22 protein-coding genes and 2 pseudogenes are annotated in these 18153 nt (G+C 63.6%); 16 read left to right on the top strand and 8 right to left on the bottom strand.

Features of this window, described 5'->3' with window-relative positions; all coding sequences use genetic code 11:
* The 4 genes and pseudogenes from NKH43_RS33500 to NKH43_RS33485 all read right to left on the bottom strand — a co-directional run.
* A pseudogene (locus NKH43_RS33500) lies at positions 1 to 416 on the bottom strand (alpha-ketoacid dehydrogenase subunit beta); the annotation flags it as partial.
* 96 nt (positions 417 to 512) lie between these two features.
* The gene (locus NKH43_RS33495) at positions 513 to 986 is read right to left on the bottom strand and encodes a VOC family protein (RefSeq protein ID WP_352588929.1); all 474 of its coding nucleotides are present in this window, start codon (positions 984 to 986) and stop codon (positions 513 to 515) included.
* Positions 987 to 1005: 19 nt separating this feature from the next.
* The gene (locus tag NKH43_RS33490; protein ID WP_352861778.1) at positions 1006 to 1803 is read right to left on the bottom strand and encodes an SDR family NAD(P)-dependent oxidoreductase; all 798 of its coding nucleotides are present in this window, start codon (positions 1801 to 1803) and stop codon (positions 1006 to 1008) included.
* A 39-nt stretch (positions 1804 to 1842) separates the two neighbouring features.
* The gene (locus tag NKH43_RS33485; protein ID WP_352861776.1) at positions 1843 to 2976 is read right to left on the bottom strand and encodes an enolase C-terminal domain-like protein; all 1134 of its coding nucleotides are present in this window, start codon (positions 2974 to 2976) and stop codon (positions 1843 to 1845) included.
* Positions 2977 to 3222: 246 nt separating this feature from the next.
* On the opposite strand from NKH43_RS33485, the gene NKH43_RS33480 reads away from it, so the two are divergent.
* The 4 genes from NKH43_RS33480 (at position 3223) to NKH43_RS33465 (ending at position 6520) form a co-directional block, all read left to right on the top strand.
* A complete protein-coding gene (locus NKH43_RS33480) occupies positions 3223 to 4410 on the top strand; it encodes an ABC transporter ATP-binding protein (RefSeq protein WP_352861774.1) in 1188 nt (395 codons plus the stop codon).
* Between the two features lie 172 nt (positions 4411 to 4582).
* A complete protein-coding gene (locus NKH43_RS33475) occupies positions 4583 to 4819 on the top strand; it encodes a biotin/lipoyl-containing protein (RefSeq protein ID WP_023716824.1) in 237 nt (78 codons plus the stop codon).
* Position 4820: 1 nt separating this feature from the next.
* Positions 4821 to 5312, top strand: coding sequence for a MaoC family dehydratase (locus NKH43_RS33470; RefSeq protein WP_352494012.1), 492 nt, complete (start codon positions 4821 to 4823; stop codon positions 5310 to 5312).
* Positions 5312 to 6520 (top strand): CaiB/BaiF CoA transferase family protein, encoded by a 1209-nt coding sequence (locus tag NKH43_RS33465; protein WP_352861772.1) that lies wholly within the window; start codon positions 5312 to 5314, stop codon positions 6518 to 6520. The genes NKH43_RS33470 and NKH43_RS33465 overlap by 1 nt, the downstream gene beginning before the upstream one ends.
* A 6-nt stretch (positions 6521 to 6526) precedes the next feature.
* Here NKH43_RS33465 and NKH43_RS33460 read toward each other — a convergent pair whose 3' ends face one another.
* Positions 6527 to 6817, bottom strand: a complete 291-nt coding sequence (locus NKH43_RS33460) for an AMP-binding enzyme (protein ID WP_352515654.1) — start codon at positions 6815 to 6817, stop codon at positions 6527 to 6529.
* Between NKH43_RS33460 and NKH43_RS33455 the strand changes: the two are divergent.
* The 3 genes and pseudogenes from NKH43_RS33455 to NKH43_RS33445 form a co-directional block, all read left to right on the top strand.
* Positions 6699 to 6950 (top strand): annotated as a pseudogene (locus tag NKH43_RS33455) (LacI family DNA-binding transcriptional regulator); the annotation flags it as partial. The gene NKH43_RS33460 and the pseudogene NKH43_RS33455 sit on opposite strands and share 119 nt — an antisense overlap.
* A 93-nt stretch (positions 6951 to 7043) precedes the next feature.
* Positions 7044 to 7505: a type 1 periplasmic-binding domain-containing protein gene (locus NKH43_RS33450; protein ID WP_352861780.1), complete on the top strand. Its 462-nt coding sequence runs from the start codon at positions 7044 to 7046 to the stop codon at positions 7503 to 7505.
* Positions 7490 to 7873 (top strand): substrate-binding domain-containing protein, encoded by a 384-nt coding sequence (locus NKH43_RS33445; RefSeq protein ID WP_352484083.1) that lies wholly within the window; start codon positions 7490 to 7492, stop codon positions 7871 to 7873. Before NKH43_RS33450 ends, NKH43_RS33445 begins: the two co-directional genes overlap by 16 nt.
* 44 nt (positions 7874 to 7917) lie before the next feature.
* Here NKH43_RS33445 and NKH43_RS33440 read toward each other — a convergent pair whose 3' ends face one another.
* Positions 7918 to 9075, bottom strand: coding sequence for a fumarylacetoacetate hydrolase family protein (locus tag NKH43_RS33440; protein ID WP_023716830.1), 1158 nt, complete (start codon positions 9073 to 9075; stop codon positions 7918 to 7920).
* 225 nt (positions 9076 to 9300) lie between these two features.
* Between NKH43_RS33440 and NKH43_RS33435 the strand changes: the two genes are divergently transcribed.
* The 7 genes from NKH43_RS33435 (at position 9301) to NKH43_RS33405 (ending at position 16202) form a co-directional block, all read left to right on the top strand.
* Positions 9301 to 10584, top strand: a complete 1284-nt coding sequence (locus NKH43_RS33435) for an NAD(P)/FAD-dependent oxidoreductase (protein ID WP_352861770.1) — start codon at positions 9301 to 9303, stop codon at positions 10582 to 10584.
* Between the two features lie 84 nt (positions 10585 to 10668).
* Positions 10669 to 11556, top strand: coding sequence for an ABC transporter permease (locus NKH43_RS33430; RefSeq protein WP_352861768.1), 888 nt, complete (start codon positions 10669 to 10671; stop codon positions 11554 to 11556).
* On the top strand, positions 11553 to 12431 hold the full coding sequence (locus tag NKH43_RS33425) for an ABC transporter permease (RefSeq protein WP_352861766.1): 879 nt from the start codon (positions 11553 to 11555) through the stop codon (positions 12429 to 12431). The genes NKH43_RS33430 and NKH43_RS33425 overlap by 4 nt, the downstream gene beginning before the upstream one ends.
* The gene (locus NKH43_RS33420) at positions 12416 to 13486 is read left to right on the top strand and encodes an ABC transporter substrate-binding protein (RefSeq protein WP_352861764.1); all 1071 of its coding nucleotides are present in this window, start codon (positions 12416 to 12418) and stop codon (positions 13484 to 13486) included. Before NKH43_RS33425 ends, NKH43_RS33420 begins: the two co-directional genes overlap by 16 nt.
* A 180-nt stretch (positions 13487 to 13666) precedes the next feature.
* A complete protein-coding gene (locus NKH43_RS33415) occupies positions 13667 to 14275 on the top strand; it encodes a cupin domain-containing protein (protein WP_352861762.1) in 609 nt (202 codons plus the stop codon).
* The gene (locus tag NKH43_RS33410) at positions 14265 to 15350 is read left to right on the top strand and encodes an ABC transporter ATP-binding protein (protein WP_352861761.1); all 1086 of its coding nucleotides are present in this window, start codon (positions 14265 to 14267) and stop codon (positions 15348 to 15350) included. The genes NKH43_RS33415 and NKH43_RS33410 overlap by 11 nt, the downstream gene beginning before the upstream one ends.
* A gap of 261 nt (positions 15351 to 15611) precedes the next feature.
* Positions 15612 to 16202 carry a 2'-5' RNA ligase family protein gene (locus NKH43_RS33405; RefSeq protein ID WP_352861760.1) on the top strand — a complete coding sequence of 197 codons (591 nt, stop codon included), beginning with the start codon at positions 15612 to 15614 and terminating at the stop codon, positions 16200 to 16202.
* A gap of 17 nt (positions 16203 to 16219) precedes the next feature.
* Here the strand turns inward: NKH43_RS33405 and NKH43_RS33400 are convergent, their stop codons facing one another.
* Both NKH43_RS33400 and NKH43_RS33395 read right to left on the bottom strand, forming a co-directional pair.
* Positions 16220 to 16705, bottom strand: coding sequence for an SRPBCC family protein (locus NKH43_RS33400; RefSeq protein ID WP_502906532.1), 486 nt, complete (start codon positions 16703 to 16705; stop codon positions 16220 to 16222).
* Complete coding sequence (locus NKH43_RS33395; RefSeq protein ID WP_352845979.1) at positions 16702 to 17052, bottom strand: ArsR/SmtB family transcription factor; 351 nt, start codon at positions 17050 to 17052, stop codon at positions 16702 to 16704. The genes NKH43_RS33400 and NKH43_RS33395 overlap by 4 nt, the downstream gene beginning before the upstream one ends.
* 171 nt (positions 17053 to 17223) lie before the next feature.
* Between NKH43_RS33395 and NKH43_RS33390 the strand changes: the two genes are divergently transcribed.
* Positions 17224 to 17577: an ArsC family reductase gene (locus tag NKH43_RS33390; protein ID WP_352861758.1), complete on the top strand. Its 354-nt coding sequence runs from the start codon at positions 17224 to 17226 to the stop codon at positions 17575 to 17577.
* 211 nt (positions 17578 to 17788) lie between these two features.
* The coding region (locus NKH43_RS33385; protein WP_352861757.1) for a transposase family protein at positions 17789 to 18153 on the top strand (365 nt) is incomplete at its 3' end.

The raw sequence follows: 18153 nt of genomic DNA, 5'->3' as shown, positions 1-18153 counted from the left end.
GTGCCCCAGCGCCCCGGCCGCCGTGTCGTCCAAGATATCGTGCGTTGCGGCCCGAGGCGGGGCCCCCGCCCCCCCCGGGGGGGGGGGCCCCCCGGCCCGCGCGACAGATAGCGCATCGTTGCCGCCTGCGTCGTCAACTGGTCGAGCGCGACGCCGATGAATTCGATGAACATCATCTCGACCACCGGCTTCAGGCCGCAGACGGCAGCACCGACCGCGGCACCCATGAACGCCATTTCCGAAATCGGTGTGTCGATCACCCGTTCGGGGCCGTGCGTGGCAAGCAGCCCCTCGGTCACCTTGAACGGACCGCCGGCGGCGGCGATGTCTTCACCCATGACGATGACGCTGGGGTCATCCGTCATTGCATCGTCAAGCGCCCGCAGAACCGCTTGCCGTATCCAGATTTTAGCCAAGGTTCAGACCTCCCAATGCACTGCTCGGATCGTCGATAGCGTCGGCGAAATCATCGCAGCGGAAAAGATTTGGAAACGTTTTTATCGGCACTGGCGTCATTCCGGTTTGTAGCTGCCGAAGGCTTGGGCACTTTCGATGAGCTCGACGCGGAAGCCGTCCGGGTCGATCAGGTAAACCGCCTTGCCGCCCTTGTTCGGCCCGATCGTCGGTGTCACCGGCGGCGACACGGATTTGACGCCCATCGCCGTCAGTTTTTCGTAGAACGACATGAGGTCATCGACGTTGAAGGCGATGTGGCCATTGCCGACATTGCCGTTATGCATGTCGACGGGAATCTGCTCGACATTGCGGTATTCCAGAAGCTCGAGGCAGACGTCGGTACCGGGCAGGCGCAGGATGGCGCTGTGCAGGTCGACTTCTGGATAGCCGACCAATTCGCCGATATAGGGCGCACGCGGGTTCCATTGGAACGCCAGCTCGAATCCGAGCACGTCGCGATAGAACGCGATCGAGCGGTCGAGCGAGCGCACGGTGAAGCCGGTGTGATGGGCTTTCGTGATCCTGGCCATTCCGTCTGCGCTCCTTTGGTCAGGCGTTCAGATAGCCGTCGTCGCACATGACGACATGGCCGGTGACCAGTTCCGAGGCGTCGCTGGCGAGGAACACCGCCGTGCCGATCAGTTCGCGCGGCAAGCCGAGTCGCGGCCGCGGCATACGCGCCTTGATGAAATCGGCGGTGATCGAGCTTGTCGCTCCCGCCGCCCTGGTCAGCGGCGATTCCATCAGTGTCGGCCCGATGCCGTTGACCCTGACGCCGCGGTCGCGCCACTCGAGCGCCAGTGCGCGGGTGACCTGCAGGACGCCGCCCTTCGACGCGAGATAGGCGCTCGCCCAGGGATAGGCTTTGAACGAGCCGATCGAGGCGATGTTGATGATCGAGCCCTTGTTCTGGCCGAGCATCACTCCGCCAAAGGCCTGGCAGCAGAAATACGTGCCCTTCAGGTTGAGGTCGAGGATGAAGTTGAATTTGTCCTCGGGGAACTCCTCGGCCGGGCTGCGGAAGGCCGAGCCGGCGCTGTTGACCAGTATGTCGACATGCCCGTGACCGCGCTTGACCGCCTCGGCCAAGGCGAAGCACTGGTCGCGCTTGGTGACATCGAGGCTGGCGACCTCGGCTTTGCCACCCTGTTCGGCGATCGTTGCGCGCGACGCTTCGGCGCCGGCCATGTTGATGTCGGCAACGATGACGGTGACGCCCAATTGCGCGTAGCCGATCGCGATCGCGGCACCCAGCCCGCTGCCGCCGCCGGTGACGACGGCGATGCGGCCGGAGAGGTCGAAGAGGCCCGCTGCATAATTGGCGGGAACGGTCTGGTCGTCGGTCATCGCTATGCCCGTGTCTAGGCCGCTCCACGGCGGCTTTGGTCAGTCGAGAATGTGGTCGGGATCCTGGTGCGGTTGGCTCAGCGCCCATTCCCGGTTGATCATGTCGCCGAAGCCAGGTTTGGCAGGAAGCGGCTTCATCAGCCCGCCCTTGATGATTTCCGGTTGCACCAGGCTGTCCGCATAGGGGTCGACGCCGCTCCACGGCACGCCCCATTCGACCGGCTTGTCGGAAAAGCCCCAGGCGCTGAACACCTGGCTGTGCACATGCGCGAACATGTGCGGACCGAAATCGACGCCCGCGGCAAGGCACTCGTCGATGATGGCGCGGCCGCCGGTAATCCCACCCATGCAGGTCAGGTCGACGCGCACGCGGTCGACGGAGCCGGCCATGATTAGCGCTTCGGGATAGTAGGAGCCGCCCTGTTCGTCGCCTTGCCAGATCGGCATCGGCACGCGTTTGCGCAGTTCGGCGAGCTTCCTGGCGTTTCCCGGCGGGAAGATGTCTTCGATGCAGCCCATATTGAGATCGGCGAGGCGGTTGGCATAGGCGGCAGCCGCGTCGACGTCCGAGAACATCCAGACCAGATCGGTGCCGAGCCAGGCGTCCGGCGCGTTCCTGCGCGCGGCGCGCAGCCGCGCTTCGGATTCATCCAGCGTGACGCCCATTGGCGCCTTGAACCGGCGCCAGCCCGCGGTATAGAGCCCTTTCACCTGCTCGCCGATCTGCTGCGGGTTCATCAGCGCCGGCGGGTAGCCGACGATCGCGGTTGCCGGCATTGGCGCGGTTGTTCCGCCGAGGAACTCGGCGATCGACTTGTCGGCTATCTTTGCTGCCGCGTCCCATGCGGCGAGGTCGACCTGCGACAGCGTGCGCAAGCCGACACCGGCGCTGTGCGAACCGTAGCTGCGCCCCTTGGCTGTCTTGAAGGTCTTCACGCGGTCGCCAACGTCGGTACCGATATAAACTGGGGCGATGCTCTTGCGGATCTGCTCGGCGCAGGCGCCATCCCGCGTCAGCGTGAACGACCAGCCCTCATGGCCGGACTGCGTGCGCAGCCGCACTACGACGAATTCCCTTTGCTTCATCACCCAGTCGCCAAAGATCACCGGCGCCGGCAATTGGCCCTGTATGGCGGCGACGCTGATATCGACGATAGTTGAAGGACCAGGCATTCCATCCCCTCCCAAGGACCCCGGCCGACCCGGGAAAGCGGAGCAACCATAGCCCCGCGAGGCGGTTTGGTCAACCGATTGATCTGGTCTGGTCAAACGATTGACATAGATTCTCGAATTGCCTAGTCTCGTGCCACAATTTCTGGTGCGGGACCGCTTTTGTCGGCAGTCGCCAACGGTGCGAAATGCGCTCCTGCATCGCCCGCGCCTGGCTGCTTGCAGGCCGTTGCGCAGGGAAGGGTGTTGATGGGATCGATCAGCCTGCAGAAGGTCGGCAAGCTCTATGGCGCCGTTTCGGCGGTCCATGGCGTCGACCTTGAGGTCGAGGACGGCGAGTTCGTCGTCTTCGTCGGCCCGTCCGGCTGCGGCAAGTCGACATTGTTGCGCATGATCGCTGGGCTAGAATCCATCACCACCGGCAAGATCAGCATCAATGGCAAGGTGATGAACGAGGTGTCGCCGCGCGATCGCGACATTGCCATGGTCTTCCAGAACTATGCGCTCTATCCGCAAATGACGGTGCGCGAGAACATCGCCTTCGCGCTGCAGTTGCGTAAATTTGCCAAGGCCGAGATCGACCGCCGCGTCAGCGAAGCGGCGCGAATTCTCGACCTCGCCGATCTGCTTGACCGTAAGCCGCGCGAGCTCTCCGGCGGCCAGCGGCAGCGTGTCGCCATGGGCCGCGCCATTGTGCGCGATCCGGAGGCCTTTTTGCTCGACGAGCCGCTCTCCAATCTTGACGCGAAATTGCGCGTCCAGCTACGCGCCGAGCTCAGCCGCCTGCATGTGCGGCTCGGCGTCACCACAATCCATGTCACCCACGACCAGGTCGAAGCGATGACGCTCGGCAGCCGCGTCGCCGTCTTTTCGCGCGGCGCGCTGCAGCAGTACGACACGCCGCACGCGCTCTATCACGCGCCGTCCAACATTTTCGTTGCCGGTTTCATCGGCAGCCCGGCGATGAATTTCCTTGAGGCAACTGTAGTCGATGCCGGGCGCGGCAAGATGGTCGTGTCCATCGGCGACGGTCGGCTGGTTGTGACACCGAAGTCGGATGCCCACGACCTCCCGGCCGGCAGAACATTGCTGGTCGGCCTCCGGCCGGAGCACCTGTCATGGCGGCCTGCAGGCGAAGCTTCGGCCAGCGGGGGGGCAGCAAGCTGTCTGGCCGGCCGTGTCGAGGTGGTCGAACAGCTCGAACCTGAATCCTTCATCGCGGTGGCTCCAGCCAATCCCCAGGTCGTCATCCGCACCGCTGATGATTATTCGATCGGCACTCCCGCCGATCCGGCCGAGCTGGTGCGCCGGGATGCCCGCCTGATCGTGCTTCGCGTCAGCGCCGACAAGGTGCCGCGCCGCGACACGATGCTGGAACTCGTCATCGATGGTAGCCGCGCGCATCTCTTCGACGGCACCACGGGCAAGGCGCTGTGATGAGAACGCGTGCCGCCTCGAATTTCACCGAAGTCTTTGCGCTCGATCTTGGCGGGGGTCTTGTCGTCTGGCAACGAAGAAGTGGGTGTTTTCAAGCGCCCATCCGCCGCGAAGCCTGGCTGCCAGCCGGCGGACTTCCTTCAACCCTCGCCTTGCAGACGGAGAACTGACGATGCGTTCCACACTCAAGATGCCCAAGGTCGGCGATGCCGTCGATGAAGTCGTCATCAGCGAAATCCAGGCCAGCATCGGTGCCAAGATCACCGAGGGGCAAACCCTGTTCACGGTGGAGACCGACAAAACCCAGGTCGAGGTTCCCGCACCCTTCGCCGGAACCGTCATCGAGATATTGATCGCTGTCGGCGATGACGTGAGGACCGGCGCCCCGACCCTGGTGCTCGAGGTCTGACATGCCGAGGGTTCATTCGGCCCGCGACGAAAGGTTTGGCTCGTATCTCGACGACTACGAGATCGGCGACGTGTTCAAGCACTGGCCGGGCAAGACCGTTACCGAGGCCGATGACCACCTTTTTTGCCTGCTGACCATGGCGGCCAGCCCGCTCCACATTGACCGCCATTTCGCCGTGACCGAAATGGCGCAAGGCCGCAATGTCGTCGTCGGCACCTATGTCTACTCGCTGCTTCTCGGCATGAGCGTACCCGATATTTCCGGACGCGCGGTCGCCAATCTCGGCCTCAGCGAGCTGCGCCATCTCGCTCCGTTGTTCCATGGCGATACGCTCTATGGCGAGACCGAAATACTGGCGCAGCGTCCATCCGCCTCCAGGCAGGGCGAGGGGGTTTTGACCGTTCGCACGGATGGGTTCAACCAGGACCGGCTCAAAGTCTGCACATTCACGCGCTCGGTCCTGCTGCCGCTGCGCCCCGGGAAGGACGCGTGATGGACAAGCCGGCTCCGCCAGCGACCAAGACCGTGCCGAAGGCCGAAGCGTCGGGGCCGCTCGACGGCGTCCGCGTCATCGAGCTGGCCACCGTCGTAGCCGGGCCGGGTGCCGGCCGTTATCTTGCTGATTTCGGCGCGGAGGTCATCAAGGTCGAGGGGCCGGGCGGCGATCCGACCCGCCGCATGGGGTGGACCGGTCCGGGGGAAACGGATTCCTATTTCTGGAAACTGGTCAACCGAAACAAGCAGGTCATTGCGCTCGACCTCAAGACCGATACCGGCAAGGAAAATCTCTGGTCGCTGCTGCTCGACGCCAACGTACTGATCGAGAACATGCGGCCGGGCAAGCTCGAGGCGCTGGGTTTTGCGCCGGACGAACTGCTGCGCCGCAATCCCAGGCTGGTGATCCTGCGCATCACCGGTTTCGGCCAGGATGGTCCCTATGCCATGCATCCGGGCTTCGCCACGATTGCCGAGGCGATGAGTGGGTTTTCCGGGCTCCTCGGCGAGGCCGGGGGCCCGCCGCTTCTGCCGCCGATCGCCATGACCGACGAAGTCACCGCCCTTGTCGGCGCCTTTTCGGCACTGGCGGCGCTGCGTCATGCCGAGCGGACAGGCGAAGGCCAGACAGTCGACGTCAATCTGCTCAACTCGATGTTCCAGATCATGGGGCCGTTACCGTCCGCCTATGCCCATCTCGGCTATCTGCAGCCGCGGCTCGGCTCCGGCATCCCCTACACCGTCCCGCGCGGCACCTATCGCTGCGCCGATGGCGTGTGGGTGGCGATTTCGAGCTCGTCCGATTCAGTCGCCCGCCGCGTCCTGGCCTTGATCGGTCACGGTGACGATCCCCGCTTTGCCGGCTTCCAGGCCCGCAGCCAGAACCGCGAGGCATTGGAGGCCTATGTCGCCGCCTGGGTCGCCGGCCGGCCATCCGAGGAGGTGCTGCGCGAGTTCCGCCGCGTCGATGCGGCAATCGCCAAGGTCCTCGACATGAAGGACATCTTTGACGACGAGCATTTCCGCGCCCGCGGTATGATCGCCGAAGTGGACGGCGTGGTGATGCAGAATGTCGTTGCCGGCATGTCGAAGACACCCGGCCGCCTGCGTCATCAGGGCCGTCCGTTCGACGCCGATACCGAGGCGGTGCTCGCCCGCTTCGCTGGGGGTCGGGGAGCCGCAAAGAAGCCGACGCAGAAGACCTGAACCACTTCAGTCCGGCGCGAGATTTCGGCGCAGCAATTTGCCGTTGGCGCTGCGCGGCAGGCTCGGCACGAAGAACACCTGTTTCGGCCGTTTGTAGGCGGCGAGCCTTTGCCCCGCCAGGGCGACGATATCTTCGGCGCTGACGCTGACGCCTGCCTTGCGCACGACATAGGCCGCGATGACCGAGACATCGTCGCGCACCCGGTGTTCGGCAACGGCGATCTCGGCGACGCCGGGGCAGGGCGCAAGCGCTGCCTCGACTTCCAGCGGCGAGACGCGGAAGTCGCCAGCATTCATCATGTCACGTTCGATTTTCAGTTTCGCGACATGGAAAACCCGGATTCTGGCGGCGACAATACGCGACGTGGCGCGCGTTTCCGGCGTGTCCGTCGGAACCGTTTCACGGAGCTTGAACGCGCCTGAGACTGTCAGGCCGGACACGTTGGGGAAGGTACGCGCGGCAATCCAGTCGCTCGGCTTCCAGCCCGATTCGCGCGCCCAGAACATGCGCCGTCGAAACACCATGACGGTTGGTTTCGTCATCGACGACATTGCCAATCCCTGGCATGCCAGTTGCTTCAAGGCGGTGGACGCGGAAATGCGCCAGCGCGGCTATTCGCTTTACCTGATGAGCACCAACGGCCGCGCCACCGAGGAGGCGGCGGCGATCGGCATGCTGCAGCATGGGCGGGCCGACGGCATGATCATGACCATCAACAACGAACAGGATGCGCGCACCATCAAGCGCTTGAAGGAGTTGCGGATTCCATCAGTACTGCTCGATCGCGACGTTCCGCTCGAGATCGACGCGGTGCTGACCGAGCACGCCACCGGGTTACGGCAGGCGACAAGCTATCTGATCGAACTCGGGCACCGTCGCATTGCCATCATCACGGCCGGCAGCGACATCAGGCCGGGCCGTGAACGGGTGCGCGCTTCGTCGAGGCGTTCCAGCGCAGCGGCCTGCCGGTGCCGCAGGACCTGATCCGCTCGCAAAGCCTCTCGGTGGACTTCGGTTTCCGCGAGGCCACCGCCCTGTTGCAGATGAAGGAGCGTCCAACCGCCATCATCGCCGCCGGCAACCGCATTCTGGTCGGCGTGCTGCGCGCCATCCAGCAGCAAGGCGTTTCGGTCCCGGGCGATATCTCGCTGATTGGCTGCGACAGGTCGGACGTCGCGCTGCTTTATCCCGGCCCGATCACGCTCATCGACCGGGCCGTCGAGGAGATCGGCCGCACCGCGGCACAGCTTCTGCTGGAGCGGCTCGGCGGCCAGAGCGAGCGGCCGGCGCAACGCATCGCCTTTCCGACCCATCTGATCCTCGGCGGCTCCTGCTTGCCCGTCCCGAAATAGAGGCGGTTCACGGCCTGGTTACTGCCAAATTGGATCGTCTCTATTCAGATCAGGTCGGCTCTGGCGAGGTCGCGCATCAGATGGCTGGCGCCATAGGTCCAGTGCGGGCAGTCGGGTGACAGCCGCACGCGGTTGACCAAGGCGCCGAACTTCTCCGACGAGATGGTGACGATGTCGCCGACCTTGTGGGTAAAACCCTTGCCTTTTTCGCCGCGATCCTTCGACGGCACGAACATCGTGCCGAGATAGAGCGCGAGCCCGTCCGGGTATTGGTGGTGCGGCCCCATCGCGGCGGCGACCAGCTCTTCCGGCGAACGGCTGATCTCGGCCATCGAACTGGCGCCCTCCAGCGAGAACCCGTCCTCGCCCTCGACCTTCAGCCGTACGACCGCCTTCTTCACGTCGCCGATGGAAAATGTCTCGTCGAACAGCCGGATAAAGGGGCCAAGTGCTGCCGAAGCGTTGTTGTCCTTGGCTTTGCCGAGCAGGAGCGCCGAGCGTCCCTCGACGTCGCGCAGATTGACGTCGTTGCCGATCGTCGCCCCGACAATCCTGCCGCTGCTGGCGGCAATCATGGCGATCTCCGGCTCCGGATTGTTCCATGTCGAAACCGGATGCAGGCCGACATCGGCGCCGAAGCCGACCGAGGCCATCGGCTGGCATTTGGTGAAGATCTCGGCATCGGGCCCGATGCCGACTTCCAGATATTGCGACCAGGCGCCGCGCGCGATCAGCTTGGCCTTGATCTCCATCGCTTCCGGCGAGCCGGGTTTGAGCTTCGACAGATCGTGGCCGATCAGCCCGGCGATGTCGGCTCGAATGGCGTCGGCCTTCTCCGCCGAGCCGCGCGCCTGTTCCTCGATGACGCGCTCGAGCAGGCTGACGACAAAGGTAACGCCAGACGCCTTGATCGCCTGCAGGTCGACGGGGGACAGCAGGTACGGCGTTCCCGGATCGCGCGCTGTCTCGAAACTGTTGGCGGCAATGGCTTCGAGCGGGCCGATCGGCCGCCCCTTGGCCGAGCGGACGTGTCCTGCCGGATCCGGCAATTCGCAAATGTCGCGTACGGTCGGTGCCACATTTGACGTGATGTCGAAGACCGTGCCGTCGCGCACCGTGACCACCAGCGGATGGGAAGCATCGCTCGTCCGGGCGCGGCCTACGAAGAGGCCCTCGGCGGGCAAATGTGTGGCGTTCGTCATGACTTACGTTTCCTGTTGTCTTGTCCTTTGGCCGCGGCACTTTCAACAAATTCCCGCCAAACGTCTATCCCGCTTCCAGGGTGAGCTTTGTCAATTCTTCCCAGCGGTCTTCGCATCGCTGGACCTTGATCGAGCCTGACGTGCGCCAATGGCCATGGAAAACGCTCTTTCAAAATAATGAAACCGTCGCTAGGGTTTTCACTTACTGAAATCTCCAGGTGACGCTTGCGCTTACGGTTTTCCGATCCAATCTGGCAAAAGCCGCGGACAGCAACCGCGTTCCAGTCGCTTTTTCCAGCCGGCCGACGCGTCGATGTCGTCATCGTCGGCGGCGGCATCATGGGGCTGTCGACGGCCTTGCACGCCGCCCGGCTCGGTCTTGCCGTCCAGGTGCTGGACGCCGGCGAAATCGGCAATGGCGCATCCGGCCTGAACGGCGGTCAGGTCATTCCCGGCCTGAAATACGATCCGGACTGGCTGCTGGAGCATTTTGGTCTGGAGCGCGGCGAAGCGCTCGTCAACTTTGCCGCCTCGACCGCTGACACCGTCTTCGAATTGATCCGCGACGAAGGACTGGCGGTGCCGTTCGTCCGTAATGGCTGGATCCAGGCGGCGCATACCGGGACCGCGCTAAAAGCGGCGGCAAACCGGGATCGGCAGTGGCGCGCCCGCGGCGCCGATGTCCGGCTGCTGAGCGCGACGGAGATTGCGACGATGACCGGCGCGCAAGGCTATCTCGGCGGCTGGCTCGATCGCCGCGCCGGTGTCATCGATCCGCTCGCCTACACGTCGGAACTGGCGCGCGTCGCTGCCGCGGCGGGCGTGAAGATCGCCGAACGCCAGAACGTGATGCAGATCAGCAAGGATGCTGGCATTTGGCACGTTTCGGCGGAAAGCGGCGCCGAACTGAAGGCCAAGGCGGTCGTTCTGGCGACCAACGCCTATACCGGCGGCCTGCTCCCCGGCCTCGCCGAGACGATCGTTCCGCTGCATTCCTTCCAGATCGCGACAGCGCCGCTATCGTCCAATCTCGCTGCGGCGATCCTGCCAGAAGGGCAGGCGGTTTCGGATTCGCGCCGCATCCTCGTCTATTACCGCAAGAGTGCCGACGGCCGGCTGGTGCTCGGCGGGCGCGGCCGCATGGCTTTGCCGAACGGCCCGGCCGACTGGGCGCATCTTGAACGCGCTCTGCTGCGGCTTTATCCGGCGCTGTCAGACATTGCCATTGAAAAGCGGTGGTTCGGCAGGGTGGCAATGACGCCGGACCATCTCCCGCGTATCCACGAGCCAGAGAAGGGTCTCCTGGCGGTCGTCGGCTGCCAGGGCCGCGGCATCGGCCTGATGACCGCGCTTGGCGAGCGCATCGCCTCCTATCTGTCGAGCGGCGACACCAGGCAATTGCCGTTCCCGATATCGCCGATCCGGCCGATCCCTTTTCACGCGTTTCGGCAGGTCGGCGTTGCCGCGACCATCGCCTGGTACCGGATGCTGGACGCGTTCGAACGCTGACTTTCATTCCCAAACGTGAAACAGCTTGACAGTTTCACCAATATGAAAAAAACTTAGTCGATTTCAAATTTCGACGGACAGTCAATGTCGACCATTGCCGCAACGCAGCCGCTGCCGGAAACCCGGTCTTCGCCAGGGTTCCGTTTCGCTATGCTGCTGCCCGGCGGGCTGGTCACCTTTCTGCTGATCCTTTTCGCCCTTGGCTTGGTGTTGTTCCTTGCCTTCCGCGGCAATGACGGCTCGCTGCTGGGGGCTGGTTTTACCCTTGCGAATTTCGTCACTGTGGCCACCGATCCGCTGTACTGGACGGTGACGCTGCGCTCGCTGGGCATCGCCGGCCTGGTCACGCTCGCAACCGTCGTCACCGCCTATCCCGTCGCCTATTATCTGGCTTTCCATGCCGGGCGGCGGCGTGGGCTGCTGCTGTTCCTGCTGACCCTGCCGTTCTGGACCAGCTATCTCCTGCGCGTCTTCGCCTGGAAGATCGTGCTTGCCTATAATGGCGTGCTGAACTCGGCGCTGATTGAAAGCGGCATCTGGTCGGAGCCGACATTGGCGTTCTTGAATACGCCGGCAGCAGTCGTCGTCACGCTCACCCACGCTTATGCGCCATTCGCTATCCTGCCCATCTACGTGGCGCTGGACACGATCCCGAAATCGCTGCTCGAAGCCGCTTCCGATCTCGGCGCAAAACCGTTCACCAGCTTCCGCCGCGTCGTGCTGCCCAATTCGATGCCTGGCGTGCTGGCTGCGGCCCTCGTCGTTTTTGTGCCGACGGTCGGCGACTACGTCACGCCGGCGCTGGTCGGCGGCCCTGCCAGCACGATGATCGGCACACTGATCCAGGCCGAGTTCGGCAAGGCCAATGACTGGCCGTTCGGCGCCGCACTCGCCGTCGCCGTCATGCTGGTCATTCTCGCCGTGGTGCTGGTGGTGCGCTTCGCCGACCGCCGATACGGCAGCCGCACATGAACACAGCGCGTATCGATGCAAGGCAGGGCGGCGGCTGGCTCGGTGCCTATGTCCTTGCCTATCTGGTGTTCCTGTATTTGCCGATATTGCTGATCCCGCTGTTTTCCTTCAACAATTCCGTCCAGGCGGCATTTCCCCTGCAAGGCTTTACGCTTGAATGGTACGGCACGCTGTTAGGCAGTTCGGCGCTGTCCGGTGCGCTCGCCAACAGCCTCGTCATCGGCGCCATTGCCGCCACCGGCGCCACGCTCTGTGGCATCACCGTGTCCTATATGGACCTCTACGGACGCTCGCCGCTGGCCGCCACCATCAGTGCCATAGCGCGGCTGCCGATCCTGATCCCAGGCGTCATCGTCGGCATATCGCTGCTCATCCTGGTCAACCTCGCCGGCTTTGGGCCGTCGCGCATTGCCATTGTGCTCGGCCACATATTGGTGGCGCTGCCGGCGACGGTGGTGGTCATGCGCAGCCGCTTCGCCGCCATCCCGAAGACCATCCGTGAGGCAGCGCTCGACCTCGGCGCCTCCGACTGGACGACCTTCAGGCGGGTGATGCTGCCACTCAGCCTGCCCGCCATTATCTCGGCGTTCATGCTGGCCTTCCTGACCTCGTTCGACGAGTTCATCGTCGCCTTCTTCCTTGCCGGTACCGAGCCGACGCTGCCGCTTTATATCTGGAGCCAGCTGCGCTTCCCAAAATCGCTGCCGACCGTCATGGCGCTGGGCACGGCGATCCTGGCCGTGTCCTTCGTCACCGCCGCACTCGCCGAAATCCTGCGCCATCGCGGGCTCGCTGCCACCCGGCGGTCAGCGCCCGCCAGCCTGTCAAAACCAGAAGAAACCGAAAGAGGAGAACTGCAATGGCATTCGACCTGAAATCGATAACGACAAAGGCAGCGAAAGCCGGACTGGCCGCCTTCGCACTGGCGCTTGCGTCGACTGTCGCCTTTGCCGGCGACAAGCTGCAATATTTCACCTGGTCGGGCTATGAGCTGCCCGACTTCAACAAGAGCTTCCTCGCCGTGCACCCCGATGGTGTCGAGGCTTCGATGTTCGGCGACGACGATGACGCCTTCACCAAGGTCAAGGCCGGCTTCCGCCCCGATGTCGCGCACCCATGCTATGACAAGGTGGCGCGCTGGAACAAGGAAGGCCTGCTGCAGCCGATCGACACCAAGCGCATCAAGAACTGGGATTCGATCTTCCCGGTCTTCAAGAACCTGCCCGACCTGCAGGCCGGCGACGGCAAGGTCTGGATGGTGCCGTGGGACTGGGGCAACACCTCGATTCTCTACCGCACCGATCTGGTGAAGAACCCGGAAGCGAGCTGGAACCTGCTCTGGGACAAGCAATATGCCGGGCGCATGGCGACCATCGATGCCGTCCACGATACTCCGGTGGTGGCGGCCCTTCTTGCCGGCGTCAATCCATTCGACATGACGGCGGAACAGATGGACAAGGTTGCGGAGAAACTGCGCGAGCAGCGCCCGCTGCTCTCGAACTACACCACCGACATGACATCGGTTGAACAGGCGCTGGCGAGCGGGCAGTTGGTCGCCGCCATGACCTGGAACGCATCGGCCACGTCGCTGAAGAAGCAAGGCGTGCCTGTCGAGTTCATGAAGCCGAAGGAAGGCATGCTTACCTGGGCTTGTGGTTTCGTCATGCTCAAGGATGCAAAGAACGTCGACCTCGCCTATGACTTCATCAACAGCCGGCTGGAAACGGACTCAGGCAAATACCTGATCCAGGCCTACGGCTATGGCAGCTCGACCAGCTCGGCTTTCGCTGCCGTGCCGAAGGAGGAGCTGGAGAAATTGCAGCTGCCGTCCGATCCGGAAGTGATGCTGAAGACCACCATCTTCACCGGGCCGATGAAACAGAATGATGAACTCGCCAAGATGTTCGAGAAGGTCAAGGCGGGCGGCTGAGCCTGCTTCTTCCTTCTCCCCTTGGGGGAGAAGGTGTCGCCGAAGGCGACGGATGAGGGGTGTTCCAGATGGCACCGACGGCACTCCGCCCAACACCCCTCATCCGTTTCGGCGCTTCGCGCCTATCCACCTCCTCCCACAAGGGGAGAAGGGGAAACCTTACCAAACAAGGACGAACGAATGGACATGCTGGACGAAGCGGCTGAGAAGCCGAAGGACGACGCCGACGTCAGGGTCGGCCGGCGCGTGCGGGCGCTAAGGCTGGAGCGTAATCTCTCGCTGGCCGAACTTGCAGCCAAAGCCGGCGTCTCGATCGGAGCGCTGAGCCAGATCGAGCGCGGCATGTCGTCATTGCGGGTCCGAGTGATGTGGCCGCTCGCCGCCGCCCTCGACATCGAGCCGTCCGCGCTGATCGCCGACGGCAACGACGCCGGCAACGATCTTTATTGTGTGCGCGCCAACAGCCGGCGTCAGATCCCGGTCAAGTCGGAAGGCATCGCCAAGTCGCTGCTGTCGCCGCCGGCTGCTGCGCTGACCGGCATGCTGGTAACGGTGGAGGCCGGTGGCGGCACCGCCGAAGCCTACGCCCATGCCGGCCATGAATTCGGGTTCGTCCTGTCGGGCGAGGTCGAGCTGGTGGTCGATTCGACCAGATACGGGCTGAAGGCCGGCGACAGCTTCGCCTTCAAGAGCACCTTGCTGCATGCCTTCCGCAATCCGGGCAGCGAGCGCTGCCACATCCTGTGGGTCAACACGACCAAGCCGTCCGAGGTTCGCGATGGCGCCTGATCCACTCGTCCGGCTGGACAAGGTCTCCAAGATATTCCCCGGCAGCATCGTCGGGCTCGATGCCGTCGATCTCGATATTTCGCGCGGCGAGTTCCTGACCCTGCTCGGACCATCCGGCTGCGGCAAGACCACCAGCCTGCGGGTCATCGCCGGCTTCGAAAGCCCGTCGAGCGGCAAGGTTCTGCTCGAAGGCCGCGACATCAGTGCGCTCAGGCCCTTCGACCGTCCGGTCAATACCGTATTCCAGGACTACGCGCTGTTCCCGCACATGAACGTCGCCGAAAATGTCGGCTTCGGCTTGTCGCTGCGCAAGCTCTCCGGTGCCGAACAGGCAAAGCGCGTCGGCGCAGCGCTCGACATGGTCGGCCTTGCTGAAAAGCTCGGCGCCCGCGTGTCCGAATTGTCGGGGGGCCAGCGCCAGCGCGTCGCGCTTGCCCGCGCCATCGTCTGCGAACCGCGCGTGCTGCTGCTCGACGAGCCGTTGTCGGCGCTCGATGCGCATCTGCGCGAACAGATGCAGGTCGAATTGAAGCGACTGCAGTCGCGCCTCGGCACCACTTTCGTCATGGTCACGCACGACCAGACCGAGGCGCTGTCGATCTCTGATCGCATCGTCGTCATGAACAAAGGCCGCATCGAGCAGATTGCGCCGCCGGCGACCCTCTACGACCGGCCCGCCACCAAATTCGTTGCCAGCTTCATCGGCACGATGAACCTTCTGCAGTCGCGCTTCGTCGGCCGTGACGGCGAGCGCTTGCGGTTCGCCGCCGGCGCCCTGCCGCTGGAAGCGGTTTCGGAGACGGGCGAACTGCCTGGCGAGGGCACGGTGCGCACCATCGGCGTGCGTCCGGAGGACCTTTTGGCGACGACAGAGGCCGCGGCCGGTACTGCACCGGTGCGGGTGAACAGCATCGTCTTTCACGGCCGCACCTTGCGCCTTCATGCAGAGCTGGGGCAGGGGACACAGGTGGTGATCGACTCGCCGCGCCGGGCGGAGGGTTTTCAATTCAGCGTCGGCGACGTGGCGCATATCAGCCTGCGCCGTGGCGCCAACTGCCCTATGCTGTCCAGCTAGGCAACGGCCGCGAATACGCCGACCGGGCGATCCACGATTTCCTCGAGATCAAGGGCATCATCGGCTACGGCGCCTGAGCCATCAACATACGGCCGACCGAAATGTGGTGGCGAGCGTTGTGCTGCCAGTACCGGCGCTCGTATCATTTCCGTTTGACTTGTTCCCTTTTTGTTCTATTGTGGCTGGGCGGGAATGGCTTTTAGAGGAGCAATGAACATGAATGAGCTGCCCGCATTCAGGATCACCGAAAACGGCCAAGCCGTGTTCAACTGGCAGGAGTTGGATCGGCGCTGGAATGACCGGCTGTTCTTCGCCATTCTTCTTGAAAGTACGATCGCCGTGCCGCTTGCACGCCGGGCCGCCGTCTGGCGGCGAGAATCGGGATTGCGAGGGCAAGTGTTTCCGGCGGAACGCCTGCACATCTCGCTTATTGGGCTCGGCGACTATGATGGACTGCCGGAGGAATTGGTCAAAATCGCCCGCCACGTCGCCTCGATGGTCCAGGCGAAACCGTTTGAGGTGTCGTTCGATCGGCTGTCGGCTTTCGGCGGCGGTGCGTTGGTGCTGCGTGGCAGCGACGGCGTCCCGCCGCTGCAAGCGTTCTGGCGCAATCTTACCGCCCTGATCGCCGACAGCCCGCTGAAGCCCTTTGGGGGGAGCTCCTTTGAACCTCATGTTACATTGCTTCGTGACAAATTGCGGGTTCAAAGGGTTCGAGAACGGGCGATCGAACCGATCAGCTGGACCGTACGTGACTTTGTGCTCATCCGCAGTCTGATCCGGCAAGGCCGGTACGAAGAGCTCGGGCGCTGGCGGTTGAACGGCCACGACGATTCCGTGGCCGCAATGTGAGCCAAGCCAGGGTCCCCTCAGATCGTCTTGACGTAGCCCGCCAACTGATCCGCCACCGTGTCCCAGCCGTCGTAAAAGCCCATCTCCTCGTGGCTGTTGCGCGTGGCTTCGTCGCGGTGGATAGCGGTCGCGGTGTAGCGCGTCGCCTCGCCCTGCGATTGCAGCGATATGACCGCTGTGATGAATGGGTCGCCTGACGGCCGGTAGCCGGGCAGCAGCGCATCGGTCCACACCAGCCGCTCGTTCTGAACAATCTCGAGGTAGCAGCAACGCCTGTCGTTGACCTCCTTGCCGTCGGGCGACTGCATGCGGGTGCGGAACAGACCGCCGGGCCGCAGGTCGATCTCGCAATCGGTGATGATCCACGGCTTCGGCGTGAACCATTGGCGGAGATGCTCGGGCCTCGTCAGGGCCGTCCACAGCAGTTCTCGCGGCGCCTCGATCGTCCGTTCGAGCACGAGGTCGAGCTTCGGATCGGGTTGGAACAACGGGACCATATTCATCTGTCTTTCTCCTTGAGTTTCAGCACGTAGTCGTCGAACTGGTCGAGACGGCGCTCCCACAGCGCCCGCTGGTCGGCCAACCAGTTTTCCGCGAGCTTCAACGGCTCCGGCGCGAGCCGGTAGGTCCTGACGCGGCCTGCCTTCTCCGAATGCACCAGCCCGCAGCCTTCCAAAACCCGGAGATGCTCGATGAAGGATGGCAGGGCCATCTCGAACGGCTGCGCAAGCTCGCTGACCGAGGCGGGGCTTCGGTTCAGTCGCTCGACCACGCGTCGCCGGGTCGGATCGGCGAGCGCCCGGAAAATGCCGTCGATCGGCGGGGGGCTTTCGGTCTGCAGGCTCGTCATGGTCATTTCCTTGCCTCGGCCATTCCGCGTGACAGAGTTGGCTTAGAAAACACTTAGGGAAAGTCCTTACTATTGGCAAGCGCCAAAATCGCGGAGCCTGGCGAGGCCGCTGGAAAAGTGAGAGGCGCGGTTTTAGGGTGCCGTCAGATTCGACTGGTCCGAGGACGCGTTTTGACGATCACCATGTACGGCATCACCAATTGCGATACGGTCAAGAAGGCGCGTGTCTGGCTGGCGAGCCACGATGTTGCCTATCGCTTTCACGACTACAGGGCAGACGGGCTTGACGCGGACCGGCTGAACGGCTGGTCAGGCAAGGTCGGCTGGGAAATCCTGCTCAACAAGGCGAGCACAACGTTCCGTGAACTGTCGGACGAAGACAGGATGGGTCTGGATGAAAAGAAGGCCAAGGCGCTGATGCTGGCCAAACCGACGATGATAAAGCGACCGGTGCTGGAACTTGGCGATCGCATCCTGGTTGGCTTCAAGCCTGATGTTTATCAAGCGGCGATCCGTAGGAAGTAGGACCGACCCGCCGCGATCCGTCGCGCCCCCCTCTGTCCTGCCGGACATCTCCCTCTCTAGTGGGGAGATTGGATGTCACTTCGGCTTTCGCTAGTCTCCAAAGAAGGGCGCTTTCGGCGAAGCTGCCAATCTCCCCCTTGAGGGCAGGGGAATCGCATATGGCGATTTTGGGGTTGAGTTTAGGCTGAGAAAGGATTCTTTGGAGAGGCAGTTGAGCGAAGGAGCGACTGCCATTTCCTGCCTTGAGAGCTACTTTGGCGCGGTGCCTGATCCACGCGCGCCCAACGCCACGCACCGGCTTGGCGACCTGATCGTGATGATGATCGCAGCAAGCCTGTGCGGCGCCAGCAATGCGACGGAATTTGCCCTGTTCGCGCAGGAGCGCAAGCAGGCGCTGTCGCGGCTGATCGACTATGACGCAGCCCCCAGCCACGACACCTTCTCGCGGCTGCTGCGCCTGCTCGACCCGGAGGCCTTCGGTCGCGCCTTTGCTGCCTTTGCCGCAGCTTTCGCCCGAGCCAGCCGAGAGACGCCCGAGGTGGTGTCGCTTGACGGCAAGGCTTTGCGGCGGGCCTA

The sequence above is a fragment of the Mesorhizobium sp. M1163 genome (assembly GCF_040318415.1).
Taxonomy (GTDB): Bacteria; Pseudomonadota; Alphaproteobacteria; order Rhizobiales; family Rhizobiaceae; genus Mesorhizobium.
Note: the sequence above shows the minus strand (reverse complement) of the source record. Positions and strands in the feature narration are given on the sequence as shown.